Source organism: Bacillus sp. HMA207, from assembly GCF_003402455.1.
In the GTDB taxonomy this organism is placed as follows: Bacteria; Bacillota; Bacilli; order Bacillales; family Bacillaceae_G; genus Bacillus_A; species Bacillus_A cereus.
In genome coordinates, this window is sequence record NZ_BEZT01000001.1 from 2,737,046 (window position 1) to 2,753,570 (window position 16,525).

Sequence of the window (16,525 nt, forward strand, 5' to 3'; positions counted from 1 at the left end):
ATGAATCCTTCACTTGTATATTTTTGCTATCAAATCTTCTCTCTGAATTACTAAATGAAAAATATATTGTAACTTCTTTCAAAAAAAGCTAAAATAAGAATAAGAATTTTCTGAATATTCTAAGAGTAGGTGGTTATATGTCCTTATTACGCTCACATATATGTAAATTTATAATTGGTGTTATTTTTATTTTTGCCATAAGTCCTATTCCAGCTCTTTTTATTACACACAATTACTCTTATCAAAATGGATTTATTAGCATTTTTCAAAACTTCGCACAGCTTTCTTCTATATCAATTCCAAAGGTTGATTGGATGCATGAATCTATCTTTTTCTCAGCAAACCAAATGATACATACTTCTAATCATTCAACACCATTATTCCCTTACATATGGGAAATATATTTTATATCGATTGTTCGTTTTACTTTTACCCTTGCGATCGGATTTTTCATAAGTTTGGGTATCGGCCATTTATTTTTCAAAGTACCTAACTCGTTTAAAAAGTTTACTACTGTATTGAAATGGATACCTTACTCTTTTTGCACTGTAGTATTACAATGTTCAGTCTTATTACTACTTCTATACATCGCACAATTTATAAACCTTCCTTACTACTCATCATTTATCATCGTATGTAGTACTTCCATGATTATCGTTATGCAAGCAGTAAAAAAATGGATTCCTTTCTTAAAAAACACAAATGAATATGAAATAAAACATGATTCTTTTCTTGTAGACACATTGTTTTTAGCGCTTACTTCAAATCATAAATCAATTTTAGGTTCCATTATTCTTTCATTCGTTTTTATGGAATGCGTTTTTCATGCAAATGGACTGTTACAATTTATCGTTCAATTTGGCGGAAATTCACCTATAATTGTTACAATCGGCTTATTACTACTCTATATCCCATATAGCATACTTTCTTTCCTTCAAACACTATGGACCACAAACTACTCCAAGCAACAGTCATACACTTTAACGAGAAGTGTTCCAAAACCTTAATTTAAAATAACCCTCTATAATCTAAAAGTAGGGGGTTATTCCTTTTGTATAGCGGACAAAATAACAGCAAATTCAAAAACTATTACAGAAACATACCAATATTTACCCTTTTCCTTTGACTATTCTTTTCATTTGGATTTATTATAAAAGTATAACATAATTGCAGGAGGTGACATCTTTATTCCAGACCTTGGAATGGAGAACACGCTTGGACATATTAAATATTTTTCTCATCTTTGTACTTATTCTTATTTCTGGCTTTTTCGTTGCATCAGAATTCGCTGTTGTAAAAGTACGAAAAAGTCGAATTGACCAACTTGCAAATGAAGGTAATAAACAAGCTTTAGCTGCAAGAAGCGTCCTATCTAATTTAGATGTTTATTTATCAGCTTGTCAGCTCGGAATTACAATCACTTCTTTAGGGCTTGGTTGGCTTGGTGAACCGACTGTGGAACATATACTACGACCGCTCTTTGAAAAAATTAATATTACTGGAACAATGGCTAACACTTTATCTTTTGTTATTGCTTTTAGTGTTATTACATTTTTCCACGTTGTATTAGGTGAATTAGTTCCAAAGTCTTTCGCAATTCAAAAAGCAGAAGCAATCACACTCAAATTTGCAAGACCGCTTATTTTATTTGATAAAATTATGTATCCATTCATTTGGCTACTCAATAGTACAGCTATATTTTTCACAAAACTACTCGGATTAGAACCTGCGAAGGAAAGTGAACTTGCTCATTCTGAAGAGGAATTGCGACTCATTTTAGGTGAAAGTTTTAAAAGCGGTGAAATAAACCAAACCGAATATAAATATGTAAATAACATTTTTGAATTTGATGATCGAGTTGCGAAAGAAATTATGGTTCCTCGTACCGAAATGATTTGCTTGTCTACTGAAAATACGTTAGAAGAAAATATGGATATCGTCGCTACTGAAAAATATACACGCTATCCAATCATTGAAAAAGATAAAGATGATATCATTGGGATGATCAATACGAAAGAAGTATTCCATGATCAAACGAAAGGTATTTATAAACCACTTGAATCTTATATACATCCTGTTCTAACTGTATTTGAAACAGTTCCAATTCGTAAAACGTTAGTCCACCTTCAAAAAAATCGCGTTCAGATGGCAATCGTTATGGATGAATATGGTGGTACTGCCGGACTTTTAACGATGGAAGATATTCTTGAAGAAATCATTGGAGAAATTCAAGATGAATTCGATGCTGATGAATCACCTATGATTGAAAAGCGTACACCTAAGCTTACTGTTTTAGATGGAAAGGTGCTTATTTCTGAAGTAAATGATATGTTTGGCCTACATATTGATGATAGTGATTTAGATACAATCGGAGGATGGCTTCTCTCTCAAGCAGTTGACTTAAATATTGAAGCTGGCTATTCCATTGAATACGCTGGTTTTCAATTTAAAGTATTAGAACTTGATGGACATCAAGTCAAAAAAGTTGCTGTACATAAACTAGATATTAAAAAGGAGCTATAAAGTGACTGTTTTATTAACAATTTGTATCATTGCCTGTTTCGTTGTTTCATTTCTCGCCTTTATTTATCCAATTATCCCTGGCATACTAGCTGTCTGGGCTGGATATTTGATTTACCATTTCGGTATAAATGGAGGCGAATTAACAACTTCTTTTTGGATTATTCAAGTCATTTTCACTCTTTTTATTTTCGTTGCTGATTTTATTGCAAATGGATATTTCTTAAAAAAATACGGTAGTTCTAAATGGGGTGAACGTGTCGGAATGATTTCTATCATTGTCGGCTCGTTCTTCTTCCCACCATTCGGACTTATTATCATACCGTTCTTATCAGTATTTATAACAGAACTAGTACATAAAAAATCGCCAAAAGATGCTTTTCTAGTTGGAGTCGCTACTGTAGTTGGTTTTTTAAGCAGTACAGTAGCGAAAGCAATTCTCCAAATCATTATGATTATCATCTTCTTGTGTTATATCATCTTTTAACCATCCCGACTTCGGGATGGTTTTTTAATATGCAATACCTACTCGACTATTTTCATATATATTTTTCTTACATAGATCCCATGCAAAGTGTGCTGTATCACCCACTGTAATTTTTGATCCACCCTCTGGCAATATATCTTTTTCAGTTCGATATACCTCTGTCGCCTCACCATCTATTAAATGTGTCGGACAAACAACTGTCCAACATAAATTATTACTATTACTTAGTACCTTATATGCAGCCAAATGATCTTCCGCTGCCGTTGTCGTTTTCCTTTTTGATTCCGTTGATTGAAAACGATATAAATTTAGATCTGTTCTTGCTTGTAAAATACCAGCTGTTCCTATTGTTATGATCCTACGAACCCCATCTTCTTCCATTTTCTTTATAATTTGTGGCATACTCTTCGCTAATGTTCCATTTTGATCCGTTCCAAGTGCACTAATTACTATATCACTTCCTTCTATCGCTTTCTTTATATCATTTTCGTTCAATACATTCCCTTCTATCACTCTTAACCTTTCATGTTGTATTTCTATTCTATTTAAATCACGCGCTAATGCAGTCACTTCAGCTGAATCCTTTAATGCTAAATTAATTATGTTTGAACCTACTCGTCCTGTTGCTCCCAATATACATACTTTCATTTGTTTTCCCCCTCTTTCATTCTCTTTCTATTTTTCAATAATCTCAGTCAATTTACAACAAAAAAACTTCCTCATATATAAGAGGAAGCTTTATTATTACTTTATTTCTTTTCTTTAGAATCAGTAGACTTCTCGGTTCCGCTTGTTTCTTTATCCTTTTTGTCCTCTTGTTGTGTTGTTGTGTCGTCTTCTTTCTTCTTGTCCTCACCTTTACTACAACCTACCATTAATAAAGAACTTGCAAGTGCCATAGCAGTTAATGATTTAACCCATTTGTTCATTTGCGTTTCCTCCTTGTGATAGAATATGTACAACCTCATATTACTCTCTATTTTTAAAGGAGAGATTGAAAAACAGTAAATATACGGTAAATTTTTGTAAATTTTCCGATAACAAAACCTAATTTTAATTTATATATTTCATTTCCAATCGATACACAATAAAACTAGTTTTTTCTCTCAATAGACGTAAAAAAAACTAAGGCGCATACCATTTCGCCTTAGTTTCTCATGCAAACTTTTCATTTTCATATAGATGTGTAATCTTATATTCCTTCTTCATAACATATTGCCACACACTATAAGCGTAACGGTTCATTTTCAGGAAACAATTTTCCAAAAATGAGCGAAACTCTGGGTTAGCAACTTCCACTGCAACTTGAGCAAACTTTAAAGCTAATCGTTTCAAATGCGCAATATAACTGGTTGCAATATGAATATCCCCTGTATATTTACTAACTGTTTCCTTTCCCATTTCATGCAAATCAAACTCCATTGTTTCACAGGTTATATGCTGCACATTCTCTCCTTCTTGAAAATTTACTTGTTCATTATATGCTTGTAACATATATGGTAAATGGTGCTGTAATAGATTTTTTAATTCTTCGTCTCTGACCTTTCCAGCATACTCTCCAACCTTGTATATTAGCATATAACTATATTTCATTAATTCTTTCATACAGTCCATTAAAGCGCCTCCCTTCTCTTTTGTCCATATACTATAAATATGATGCTAAAACATTCGCTATTCTCGCTAAAAACCAATCCCATCTACTAATTTTCTCAAAATCTTCTTCAGAAAATCGTTTTGATTTATGAAAGTCTACCTGTAATCGACTCCATACTTCATCAACAACTGTTTTATCATATATGATACAGTTAGACTCACAATTTAAATAAAAACTTCTATTATCAAAATTCGCTGTCCCAATATCAACAATTTCTCCATCAATAATTGTTACTTTCCCATGAAAAAATCCATTTCGATATTGATAAATCTCCGCTCCAGCATGTAACATATCTTTCAAATATGGATAGGCAGCTTGTTTTAACAATATGGCATCACTTTTAAATGGCACGAGAATTTTCACATTAACACCACGATTTAATGCAGCTTTTAACTCTTGCACCATTTCTTTACTTGGTACAAAATATGGTGTAGCGATAATTAAAGACTTTTTAGCCTTTTTTAAAAGTGCCCCATACTTTTCCCATAAGCCTTTTCCATTTGAAAATAAATATTGATATTTCACATTCCCTAATGTAGGTATACTTTCATGTATAGGCATTTTTTCTCCTGTATCTTCTTTCCAATCTTCGGCGAACTTTCTTTCCATATCCGCTGCACCCTCACCATGGATGCGCACGTGATAATCACGCCATGGCCCAAACTTTGGATTTTGTCCAAGGTACTCCTTTCCGATATTAAAACCACCGACGTATGATACCTTTCCATCTATCGTAACAATACGTCTATGATTCCGTTGATGCAAAGAATAGAACACATTTTTCAGTTTCGGTTTTTTACTAAATGTAAACTTCACACCGTTTTCCTTTAATCGGCTAATTACCTTTTTCTTCAGCTTATATCCACCTATCCGATCGACTGACAATTTCACTTCTACTCCGCTAGATGCTTTTTTCTCTAATAACTGTAAAAACTCTTGGCTTATTTCATCTTTTCCTACAATATAAAAATGGATATATATATACTTTTCTGCATCGTTTATATCCTCAAATAATTTTCTATATAACTCTTCACCGTTCGTATATAATTGAAATTCACCTAATCGAACTTGTCCTAATTCATATTCACTAGCCATTTCCTTCCCCATTTCCACATCGATGTTCATCCAAATGAATACACCTATTAAACAAAGGATTATAGCGAAAAAGTGCTTCATGGATAAATTCCTTTCTCCACTTACTGTTATTTCTATATCTTCCCTTTTTTATTACATTATCATTCAAGAAAATATGTCATTGCATGATATATGTCCATATCAAACAATAGCTCATTTGCATATTGTATGTTGTATCTTAAAATAAAAGGAGGAAATAACAATGGGCTTCGCACATGGTAATGGATTTGCGCTATTAGTCGTATTATTTATCCTCTTAATCATCGTCGGTGCTGCTTGCTTCTGCTAAGTAGCTACTGTCATATGATATGTGGATGAAAAAACTATAAAAGCGGACACCTATTTTTAGGTATCCGCTTTTCATTTTAAAACCATTTCCGACTGCTATAGTAACTTAAATGGCTAAATATTCATCTCAAAAGGTTAACAATGTGGCTACTTTCTTACTCTCTGCCTTACGTATATGACGCTGTTCTGCACGTAACACAGCAATACGATGTAATTCTTTCTCTTCTTCTGTTTCAGGGATAACACGCGGTACTGGAACTGGATTATTTTCCTTACTAAGTGCCACAAAAGTAACGAATGACGTTGCCGCTATACGCTTCTCACCTGAAATTAAATCTTCAGCTACTACCTTCACAAACACTTCCATCGAAGTTCTTCCCGTCCAAATTACGAAAGATTCATAACTAACACAATCTGAAGAACGAACAGGATGTAAGAAATCGACCCAGTCCATAGATGCTGTGACACATTCCTTTCTCGAATGTCTGGATGCTGAAATAGAAGCAACCATATCCATCTCCGCTAATATCTTCCCACCAAATAGCGTGTTATGATCATTTAAATCTGTTGGGAATACTCGGCTCGTTTTGAACACCCTTGACTCATTGGCTGTTTTCCCCTTTACTTCTGTCATTGTTATCACCCCTTTAATGATTTATCCCTAATATTTCAATAATCACTATACTAAATGAACTACACGTTTAATATTAACAACATTCAGAACTTTTAGTCCACAAAAAAGAACCGATTTTATCAATCGGCTCCTCTAAATACATATTGTTCTTTCGGCTGTTCAACTTTATTCCATTTTGTTACTTCTAATACAGGAATATTCGCATGAAACGGCTGATAAAACTCAGTAGTTATCTCTCCTTCTACTTGAATCCAGTCATCATTATTCCACTCTACGCCTTCTGGCTTTTTCACTAACATACCATACACACCAGAATCTGCTACGCAATGTATAATACCGAAACGGAATAAGAAGTATTGTTCTTTTTTAGAAGAATCATCCCTAAAAACAAACCCTTTAAAAGATAATTTTTTCCCAGTAAACTCGCCAGGATAATTATAAATTGTTTCCATACCCTTTAGGAAGTCTTCATCTTTCAAATTAATATTGTCTTTCGTAACAAACTCTTTCTTCCCTTTTTCCATTACACCACGGTATCCTTCTTTCCCGTAATAAATGCTCGTATCAGGTCTTAGAAATTGTCTTGTCATAAATGGATCCTTACTTTCTGCTTGTGCAACAGGAAAGTGAAATCCTTTCGCTTTAACAATATCCGAATCTAACGTCGCAATTGGGAAAAATAACCCTGAGATAATTGGAAAACAAAACAAGGAGTACGAAAATGCTTTTTTCCACCATGTATTCTCATCTTTTGAATGATCATGCCCGCAATGGCTATGGTCACAACTGCAATCATTTTTCTCTTTTTCCTTTTGGTGCTCTTTTTGGAAAACGACGATAATTTGTATAATCGTTAAGAAACCTAAAATAATTGCTGCTGTTGTTGATAAATAGGCATACTTCATATTGATATACTTCGTAATGTTACCGGAAATATGAAGCTGCGCAATTAATATTGTAAAACCTAATAATATATATGCTCGAAACATAACCTACCACCCCATCGCATAAATGAGTAGTGAGCTTGCATAAACAACAAGAGTAACTGTAACTATAACAACAATTACAAATTTAGTTTTAAATGTCGCAAGCATCATAAACATATTTTTAATATCCACCATCGGTCCGTAAACGAGGAACGCGACAAGTGAAGCTGTTGAAAACGTACTTTGGAACGAAGAAGCGATAAATGCATCTGCCTCTGAACAAAGTGATAATATATAAGCAAGTCCCATCATAACAGCTGATGAAGAAAACGGACCTTGTCCAATAGCAAGAAGTGTTGAAGTTTGTACAAACGTTTGTACCGCTGCTGCAATTAACGCACCTAGTACTAAATATTTTCCCATTGAGAAGAATTCCTCAACAGCGTGTGTACATACATCCCACATTTTTTTACGCAGTGGACGCTTATTATTCACTTCTGGGAAGTGATCATCTCTTAATTGATGTTCTTTAAACATAAAGGATAATATAATTCCAACGATAATGGCTACGATAATCGCTACAATAGAACGATACCATACCATGTGCATACTACTCCCAAAGGCAACATAAGTAGCAAATAATACAACTGGATTAATAATAGGTCCAGTTAACATAAATGCAATCCCTGCGTATGGTGGAACGCCTTTTCCAATTAATCGTCTTACAATCGGAACAATTCCACATTCACAACCTGGAAACAACATACCTAAAAAAGTAGCTAATAAAACAGACAGAAATCGGTTCTTCGGCATCCATTTTGCCACCATATCTTCTGTCACGAACATTTGAATGAATCCTGAAATAAATACACCAATGAGCACGAAAGGAAGTGCTTCGATCAATATGGAGATAAAAATTGTATTCATTTGCAGGAATGCTTTCGGTAATTGAAACAATTCCATGATGTATTTCCTCCAACTTTTCATTAACAATATGTAATTTTAACCCCATTTCATTAATTGAACAAGGTTTATATGGCATACATCCCCTTTATATACATTACATTGTACAAGTTATATTCTATTCAAAATTTGAGATTTCATAGCAAAAAAGCTGCTCTAGCGTAGTTATATAACTATGCTAGAGCAGCTTTCTTATCGTTAAAAGTAACGTTTCTTCCAAAAAACAAAAGCTAACGTGAAAGATAGTGTTACACATATGATGAGTACAATTACAAAACCGTGGGCTTCCCCTTCAAACGGAACCTTTACGTTCATTCCAAAGAAACTAGAAACCATCGTCGGTAAAGATAAAATGATCGTAATTGACGTTAACAGTTTCATAACACTATTTAAATTATTTGATATAACGGAGCTAAAAGTATTCATCATTCCACTTAAAATGTGACTATATATTTCCGCCATTTCAATAGCCTGTTTATTTTCAATTAATACATCTTCTAATAAATCTTGATCGTCTTCATACATTTTTAAAAATGTACTATTACGCATTAACTTTTGAATTACAATTTTATTAGCCTTTAATGACGTTGTAAAGTATACTAAACTTTTCTCAAGGCCTAACAATGTGAAAATCTCTTTATTTTTCATTGACTGATTTAATTGATGCTCTAAATCAATTGTTTTTCGATTTATTTGCTTTAAGTATCTTAAATAATAAGTAGAAATCGTATATAAGAGCTGAAGTGCAAAGCGCGTCTTCTTAAACGTATAAAATTCTTTAATACGTTGATTAATAAAACGTTCAAAAATTGGATTCTCTTCTAAGCAGATTGTAACAAAACAATCCGGCATCACAATCATACCTATTGGAATCGTGTCATAAATCGAATTTCCTTCTTCATCATGTCTAACTGTCGGAATATCCACGATAATTAAAGTATTATTGTCTTCCTTTTCAATACGAGAGCGTTCTTCATCATCCAAAGGGTCTTTAATGAAATCTAAGTCTACATTTAAAGTTTGTACTAGATATTGAATTTCTTCTTCTGTTGGATGAAGTACATTAATCCAGCACCCCTTTTGCATTTCCTCAATCTCTTGTAGTTTTCCGTTTCGGTCTGTTAAATATATATTTAACATACTATCACCCCGATTCTTTTTACATGTAGGAATCTACCTCTCTTAAATCACAGTTTTTAAACCGCCATTCTCAGCATATGAAACATACGTTTAAATTTCAATAGAAAAATTATTTTGAAAACGTTTTTATAAGAAAAATATTATAAAGTGAAACTTTAATCAGTGGGGGGCTTCATCCTCACCAATTATTAGTCCTTACAAATCGGGCTTTTACGGGTTATCCGCCCCCAACCAAACTTCTTTTTTTCGCTGAATTTTGAGGTGAGGGTCTCACTGCCCGTTAAAGCGGGATAAACATAGAAAAAGACAGAGTGCTCTCTGCCTTAAAAGCTTATGTTGCCTTTATAACATATTTATAAAGCATCCACAAGTTAAACCCGACTGAAATCGTATAGCCCGCGTATGTTGAAATGATAAAACTTACATAATCGAAATACGGAAGCAATACAATATTTAAAACTATCTTCACAATAATTCCAATCACTAGTCCTAGCACCGTCTTCTGCTGTTGATTGATTCCTTGTAGCATAGCAGCCGTTACTGTAAAAAGAGAAAATAGTATGCAAGCAGGAGCATAATACTGTAAAATGATTCTCCCCATCTCTGGATCATTTCCAGCACCGAATAAAAGAGTATATACAGGTTTGGCTAACACCATCATTCCAATTGCCGCCGGTACCGTAATTGCTACTACTAATACATTTGTTCTCGTAAAATGTTTGTACAATAGCTTCGTATTTCCTGCTGTGTAAGCTTTCGTCATCTCTGGTACGAGAGACATACTAAAAGCTGTCGCAACGGATACCGGGATAAGCACAACCATTTGAACAAGACCAATTATCGCATTAATTTTTTCCGCTTCTCCTTGCATATACCCTATTTGTATAAGTAGTTTATTAATTGTAAATGTATCAATCGTCTGATACAACGGAATTGCTAAGCCCACCACAACAAAAGGAATAGAATATGTAAAGAGCTCCTTATACAATGAGAAAAAAGATTTCGTTGTTTGTGGTATACTTTCCATCTCTTTTTTCTTTAAGTGCCTTCTCCTTCTTATATAATACGCACTTAAAACAGTTAATCCACCTACAGCTCCCATAAATGCACCGAACGTTGAAATACCAACTGCTAGCGAAACAGAAGCTTTTAAAACATATAAAACGACAAAGCTTCCTATTAAAATGGTTAAAACCCGAAAAAATTGCTCTACAACTACACTTAATGCAGAAGGCCCCATCGATTGGAATCCTTGAAAGAAGCCCCTTAATAAACTCATTACTGGCACAAGTATTAACGCAAAACTTACAATTCGAATATTAGTAGTAACCGCTCCTACACTATTCCCCGTTTGATCATTCCCATCGATGACAAGTTTAGCTAAATGCGGAGCTAGCATATATAACGTAAAACACGAAATGACTCCCATTATAAACATAAACACGATTCCACTTTTCAACACTCTCTTAACCGTATGATAATCATTCAGTTGATCATATTTTGATACCATCTTTGAAACAGCTAGCGGTAATCCCATTGTTGCTATACTGAGCATGATGGTATAAGGACGATATGCATATGTGTATAGAACGTAACCACTCGTACCGACCATCGCTGTAAATGGTATAACATATATAAACCCTAACATTTTTGATATCATCGTTGCCATCGTTAAAAATATCGTTCCACGTATAAACGGTGACCCTTTCATCACATTCCTCCGCTACGCTTTATTATTACACATTATGGACAACTCCTTTTCTTTAGAACCGAAACAAACAAAAAAAGCCAATGAAAAATCATTGACTTTAACGCGCTGCTTTTTTCTTTTTGAAATACTTTAAACCAAAGTATAGAGCAATAAAAAGAACAGCTCCTATAATTATGTAATGTGTGTAATCAGATGCATACTCTTTAATTTGTCGCCAATTCCCACCAAGTTTTTCACCTAAGTATATAAATAGAATTGACCATGGAATGATCGCTACAACCGTATAAAGTGTAAATAGTTTTAATGGCATCTTAGCTAGCCCTGCTGGAATAGAGATCGCATGACGTACTACTGGGATAAAGCGCGCAGAAAATATTACGCCTGCTCCATAACGCTTAAACCAACCTTCCGCTATGTCTAAATGATGTTTATTAATAAGTAGATATTTCCCATATTTCTCTACAACCGGACGCCCTCCGTAGTATCCAAGCCAGTATAAAAAGATTTGCGCTAAAGTACCACCAATCGTTCCGGCGATAACTGCACCCACAAAACTAATTTTACCATTCGCTACTAAAAAGCCAGCATACGAAAGTACAATTTCACTCGGGATTACTTCAATCATTAAAGCAAGAGCTACTCCAAAGTAACCTAAGCTTGCAAAAAATTGCAATAACTGATCTATTATGTTTGCTAACATGTTCTTTTTTATCTCCTTTTTTCTTCACATACCATCCCATTATTACATAAAGGCTGCAATCTGCCAATATCTTCATTTTAACAATATGTACAATTCAAGCAGGATTAATCTATTAATTTCTCTTTCTGCGGGTCCTTCATGTAGGCAAACATCTCTTTAATTTGGTCTTCTGTATTTCTAGCAATTGATAAATTAGGCAATTCATTTTCACAAAAAAACTCCACCTCTTCTGTTTCAATACTAGTTTTCTTTTCTCCACCAATAATCTCGCATCCAATGAAAATCTTATATACATGCGTCGCCGATGGAGAGGGTTGATGTTTTTCTTTATCAAATATAGCTAGTAACTTAAAATGATCTACCTCATAACCAGTCTCTTCGAAAACCTCTTTTGCTGCAACTTCGGTTGGCGTATAACCGACATCAGCCCATCCACCTGGCAATGCCCATTTCCCATCGCTTTTTTCTTTCACAAATAATAACTTTTCATTTTGAAAAACAACCGCTCTTATATCAACTTTAGGTGTTTGATAGCCTGTCTCACGTGCAAATAATTTCTCTACGACTTCCCAATCTGTTTTCGTGTAATGTGACATCATTGAAATAGAAATATCTCGTAATTGCTGGAAACGCTCAATATCATACACATCCTTAGAATACGTTAAACCCGCTTGAGCTATAGATTGTATTTGTTTTACCCAATCAATCCATTTAATCGTCATATATCCGCATCCCCATTCTCTATCAAATATATTACTTCATTTTTATTGATACATCTTTATTATACAAAAAAAAGAGATTGATAACGTTTCAATCTCTTTCAAAATTAATCTAATTCATGTAAGTGGTCTTGTATATACTTTCTTCTTTTATTTATATATTCATAAATCATATCAGCCTCTTGATCAAATGTTTCTAATTTTTCTTTCATGTATGGATCTTGTAGTAAATATGGGCGAATCAATTCACACAACCCTTCTACTTTCGGCCTCATAAACGAAACTGTGAATTGATTTTCTAATATTTCTTCCAAAATACTTCGATACTGCTTTCTAAATACAGGTATGTCTAGCAATCTTGCACTTAACGTATTATACCCTTGAATGCGAATATATTCATGATTAAGTGGTCTCCCTTGTACATCTCGCCCCCAAGTCGCATCATAATCCCACGGTATAACTTCAAATAAATTTGTTTCATCGTTATGATATAGTGCATAGTTATGAACGAAACCATCAAAGTTTTGCGTAAAAATAACTCCTGCTAACCATCGTAAATATTTATCTACATGTAGAAACTTCCCAATTTCTTTTTCATAGGCTTCCCTCGTCAAAGTATTCGCTTGAAATACAAATTCACTCAGTTGTTCTTCACTATTTTTATTCGAATATTTAAATTCATAACCCGCAAAGAGCTCTGTCTTAACATCTTTATCTCGTTCACTCATTAATGAAAAATTCGCATCATCATCTATCGCATAATAAATAGAACCACTCGGTAATCCTCTATTTTTCAAAAAATTTTCATCAACCGATTCTAACTGTAAATACACACCTTGAATTTGACCATTAATTTTTATAAATACATGTTGTGATTTTGGCGAAAGTACACCAATATCATGAAAAAAATCTAAAGATAATTTATTTCGTATGAGAGACGGATCCATAAACTCCGAATTCAAATGAAACTCTTTCGCACCTTGAAATTTTTTAGGCTTATAAAACATAACATGATAAGACTTTTTCTCAAATTCGCGAATATGAGCTCCTCGGTATACGATATCAATATCATACTTCTTTTTTCCATAAGTTAATTTTGCTGGCACTGGACTATCTGACCAAATGTCCTTTTTCAATTCCACTAAGTACATTGGATGAACAAAAAAATCATATGAAGGCAGCATGTTTTCTCATCCCTTCTCAGTTCTCTTCATTCAATGTATGCGCCTTGTCTTGTCCATACATCCGCAATCATCTATTTATATAAAATTACACTCTTGTCCTGTTCAGAAAGATGCCTACATACATATCATGTTAAGGAAAAAGAATACCTTTTCACTTTAATACATGATAAGGAGGATTTCTATGAAACGTGATATTAGAAAAGCTGTTGAAGAAATCAAAAGTGCTGGGATGGAGGATTTCTTACACCAAGATCCAAGTACTTTTGAATGCGATGATGATAAATTCACTCATCATCATTGTACAACTGGATGTAAATGTACAACTGGGGGTAAATGTCCAAGAACAAGATGTACTCGCGTGAAACATTGTACGTTCGTTACAAAATGTACGCACGTAAAAAAATGGACATTTGTTACGAAATGTACACGTGTACGTGTTCAAAAATGGACGTTCGTTACGAAAGTAACGCGTAGAAAAGAATGCGTATTAGTTACAAAACGTACTCGCAGAAAACATTGTACATTCATTACAAAATGCATACGCTTTGAAAAGAAATTTTTCTGGACAAAACGAAGTTTCTGTAAAAAATGCGAATTCTTCCCTAACAGACACGGTCACTCTTGCGATGATTCATGTGATCATGGTAAAGACTGTCACGATAGCGGACACAAATGGAATGATTGCAAAGGCGGACATAAATTCCCATCTTGCAAAAATAAGAAATTCGATCACTTCTGGTATAAAAAACGTAACTACTAGTTTTTATACCACCCAAAAAAGGCCGTTTTGCGGCCTTTTTTACATTTATTGAAAGTGACTTATATCTGCAAATTGTTTCACTTTACCAATACCCTCTTCAAATTCTATTATGCTCAAACTGGCACTATGCATAAATGGATCATCCCACACATTTTCTATTTCAATTCCCGCGAAATGCCCTACAAGTAATTTTGCTGCTGCCGCATGAGAAACAATCAATATGTTTTGTCCTTTATGCTTCTCTAAAAGAAGCTGCATCCCTTCAATTACTCTTTCATAAACGGCCTCAAAATTTTCGCCTGATGTTGACTGAAAAAGATGTGGCTCATTCCAAAACAGATGCACTTCTTCTGGAAATTGGTTTTCTATATCCGCGATTGTTTGTCCTTCCCATATACCCATGTTGATTTCATAGAAATGCTCATCCGCTATAATGGGTATATCACGTTCCCCCTTTATTAACTCTGCCGTATGAAGTGTTCTTTCGCTCGGACTACTATAGATCGCATGGATTGGTAAATCTTTCATTCGATTCCCTAATTGTTTCGCCTGAACTATACCATTTTCAGTTAAAGCAGAATTTTTCCGTCCCTGCATTCGCTTCGCTACATTCCACTCTGTTTCACCATGCCTTGTTACATATATAGTTGTTTTCATTTCTTACTCCCCCTCACCATGTTGGTCGTAATTCCCACGGTTCAACTCTCCCTACAATCCACTCCGCTCGTTTACTTTCAATCCCTTTTATAACTCCATCAGCTATCTCTTCATGAGTAAGCCATCTTCCATATGTATCTTCTAAAATAAAACCTAAAATAATTCTATGATAAATACATCGCGTACTCCCTATTTTTTGTGCAGGCATACGTGATGCTTTACTACCTAAAATATGAAATAAACTATATGTTTTAGACGACAAATCTAGTTCTTTACAAATATTTGATAGTACATGCTTTGCACTTGTGTGTACCCATGCAACAACTAATGTGATTGGGCCATTTTTCTCAATTGTACTTTTAATAGCTAGCTTTACATCTTCATCATTATGATAATCTAACGAAAGGCATGTAATATTTTCTGGTGCAGAACTCATTCGCTTAACATTTTCTAATTTCACTTCATCTCGCCCGATAATAGAAACATAAAATCCTTTCTCACAAAACCACATAGAAACTTTCTTTAGCATTCCTGTTCCACCAATTACAAGTGCATGCAAATGCTATCCCTCCCTAATAAAATGTCATATGAGGTTTCTCATCTCTATAATAATTTAAACGGTCTTGCAGTGTCCCTGAGTGAAACTCAAATTTATGACCGTCAGGATCAACAAAGTATATAGATTCGCAATCTCTTACATCACGTTCTCTTCCTTGTAAAATATGAACATCATTTTCTTCTAATCGCTGTATTAGACATTTAAAGTCTTCTTGTTCAACAGAAAATGCAATGTGCGTATAAGATTGATGAATCTCATTTCTCGAAATATGCGTCTCTTCATTAAGCGCTATCCATACTCCACATATGTTAAAATAAGCCAATTTTCTTCCTTTAACTAATAATTCTCCTTCTAATACTTTTTCATAAAACATAATAGAGTTTTCTAAATTAGATACCGAAAAACAAATATGATTGATTCCCCTTAACAACTATAATTCCTCCTTATACAAATAAAAGATGAGCGAAAATTCACTCACCTTTCATTATA

Annotated in this window: 20 protein-coding genes; 5 read left to right on the forward strand and 15 right to left on the reverse strand. The window is 34.0% G+C overall.

Annotation, left to right across the window (positions count from 1 at the left end; translation table 11 throughout):
* Positions 1-137: 137 nt before the first annotated feature.
* The 3 genes from HMAS_RS14185 (at position 138) to HMAS_RS14195 (ending at position 3,007) form a co-directional block, all read left to right on the forward strand.
* Positions 138-1,007: a hypothetical protein gene (locus HMAS_RS14185; RefSeq protein ID WP_000055265.1), complete on the forward strand. Its 870-nt coding sequence runs from the start codon at positions 138-140 to the stop codon at positions 1,005-1,007.
* 208 nt (positions 1,008-1,215) lie between these two features.
* Positions 1,216-2,523 (forward strand): hemolysin family protein, encoded by a 1,308-nt coding sequence (locus HMAS_RS14190; protein ID WP_000353738.1) that lies wholly within the window; start codon positions 1,216-1,218, stop codon positions 2,521-2,523.
* Position 2,524: 1 nt separating this feature from the next.
* Entirely contained in the window at positions 2,525-3,007 is a 483-nt protein-coding gene (locus tag HMAS_RS14195; protein ID WP_000217339.1) for a DUF456 domain-containing protein, read from the forward strand.
* A gap of 24 nt (positions 3,008-3,031) precedes the next feature.
* Here the strand turns inward: HMAS_RS14195 and HMAS_RS14200 are convergent, their stop codons facing one another.
* The 4 genes from HMAS_RS14200 to cls form a co-directional block, all read right to left on the reverse strand.
* Positions 3,032-3,655: an NAD(P)-dependent oxidoreductase gene (locus tag HMAS_RS14200; RefSeq protein WP_000861645.1), complete on the reverse strand. Its 624-nt coding sequence runs from the start codon at positions 3,653-3,655 to the stop codon at positions 3,032-3,034.
* Between the two features lie 101 nt (positions 3,656-3,756).
* Positions 3,757-3,936, reverse strand: a complete 180-nt coding sequence (locus tag HMAS_RS14205; protein WP_001045960.1) for a hypothetical protein — start codon at positions 3,934-3,936, stop codon at positions 3,757-3,759.
* A 226-nt stretch (positions 3,937-4,162) separates the two neighbouring features.
* Positions 4,163-4,621 (reverse strand): spore coat protein, encoded by a 459-nt coding sequence (locus HMAS_RS14210; RefSeq protein WP_000340527.1) that lies wholly within the window; start codon positions 4,619-4,621, stop codon positions 4,163-4,165.
* 31 nt (positions 4,622-4,652) lie between these two features.
* Complete coding sequence (gene cls, locus HMAS_RS14215) at positions 4,653-5,837, reverse strand: cardiolipin synthase (RefSeq protein ID WP_025710176.1); 1,185 nt, start codon at positions 5,835-5,837, stop codon at positions 4,653-4,655.
* 160 nt (positions 5,838-5,997) lie between these two features.
* Here cls and HMAS_RS14220 point away from each other — a divergent pair, with 160 nt between their 5' ends.
* Entirely contained in the window at positions 5,998-6,084 is an 87-nt protein-coding gene (locus HMAS_RS14220; RefSeq protein ID WP_000505094.1) for a YjcZ family sporulation protein, read from the forward strand.
* Between the two features lie 126 nt (positions 6,085-6,210).
* Here HMAS_RS14220 and HMAS_RS14225 read toward each other — a convergent pair whose 3' ends face one another.
* The 8 genes from HMAS_RS14225 to cotH all read right to left on the reverse strand — a co-directional run bounded on the left by HMAS_RS14225 (position 6,211) and on the right by cotH (position 14,060).
* Positions 6,211-6,717, reverse strand: a complete 507-nt coding sequence (locus tag HMAS_RS14225) for an acyl-CoA thioesterase (protein WP_000141164.1) — start codon at positions 6,715-6,717, stop codon at positions 6,211-6,213.
* Positions 6,718-6,836: 119 nt separating this feature from the next.
* A complete protein-coding gene (locus tag HMAS_RS14230) occupies positions 6,837-7,706 on the reverse strand; it encodes a TIGR03943 family putative permease subunit (RefSeq protein WP_000488043.1) in 870 nt (289 codons plus the stop codon).
* Positions 7,707-7,709: 3 nt separating this feature from the next.
* Complete coding sequence (locus tag HMAS_RS14235) at positions 7,710-8,606, reverse strand: permease (RefSeq protein ID WP_000418716.1); 897 nt, start codon at positions 8,604-8,606, stop codon at positions 7,710-7,712.
* A 198-nt stretch (positions 8,607-8,804) separates the two neighbouring features.
* Positions 8,805-9,746, reverse strand: coding sequence for a magnesium transporter CorA family protein (locus HMAS_RS14240; protein WP_000932389.1), 942 nt, complete (start codon positions 9,744-9,746; stop codon positions 8,805-8,807).
* A gap of 331 nt (positions 9,747-10,077) precedes the next feature.
* Complete coding sequence (locus tag HMAS_RS14245) at positions 10,078-11,457, reverse strand: putative polysaccharide biosynthesis protein (protein WP_116344886.1); 1,380 nt, start codon at positions 11,455-11,457, stop codon at positions 10,078-10,080.
* 97 nt (positions 11,458-11,554) lie between these two features.
* On the reverse strand, positions 11,555-12,157 hold the full coding sequence (locus tag HMAS_RS14250; protein ID WP_000880691.1) for a DedA family protein: 603 nt from the start codon (positions 12,155-12,157) through the stop codon (positions 11,555-11,557).
* Positions 12,158-12,261: 104 nt separating this feature from the next.
* The gene (locus HMAS_RS14255) at positions 12,262-12,879 is read right to left on the reverse strand and encodes an NUDIX hydrolase N-terminal domain-containing protein (protein WP_000153582.1); all 618 of its coding nucleotides are present in this window, start codon (positions 12,877-12,879) and stop codon (positions 12,262-12,264) included.
* Positions 12,880-12,983: 104 nt separating this feature from the next.
* On the reverse strand, positions 12,984-14,060 hold the full coding sequence (cotH, locus tag HMAS_RS14260; protein WP_000938001.1) for a spore coat protein CotH: 1,077 nt from the start codon (positions 14,058-14,060) through the stop codon (positions 12,984-12,986).
* 181 nt (positions 14,061-14,241) lie between these two features.
* On the opposite strand from cotH, the gene exsB reads away from it, so the two are divergent.
* Complete coding sequence (gene exsB, locus HMAS_RS14265) at positions 14,242-14,820, forward strand: exosporium protein ExsB (protein WP_116344887.1); 579 nt, start codon at positions 14,242-14,244, stop codon at positions 14,818-14,820.
* A 45-nt stretch (positions 14,821-14,865) separates the two neighbouring features.
* On the opposite strand, the gene HMAS_RS14270 is transcribed toward exsB, so the two are convergent.
* Genes HMAS_RS14270 through fosB form a run of 3 tightly spaced genes read right to left on the reverse strand, consistent with a single transcriptional unit; the run spans position 14,866 to position 16,466 of the window.
* On the reverse strand, positions 14,866-15,477 hold the full coding sequence (locus HMAS_RS14270; RefSeq protein WP_000858832.1) for a phosphoserine phosphatase 1: 612 nt from the start codon (positions 15,475-15,477) through the stop codon (positions 14,866-14,868).
* Between the two features lie 13 nt (positions 15,478-15,490).
* The gene (locus tag HMAS_RS14275; RefSeq protein WP_000543106.1) at positions 15,491-16,036 is read right to left on the reverse strand and encodes a short-chain dehydrogenase; all 546 of its coding nucleotides are present in this window, start codon (positions 16,034-16,036) and stop codon (positions 15,491-15,493) included.
* Between the two features lie 13 nt (positions 16,037-16,049).
* Entirely contained in the window at positions 16,050-16,466 is a 417-nt protein-coding gene (fosB, locus tag HMAS_RS14280; protein ID WP_000943774.1) for a FosBx1 family fosfomycin resistance bacillithiol transferase, read from the reverse strand.
* Positions 16,467-16,525: the final 59 nt, after the last annotated feature.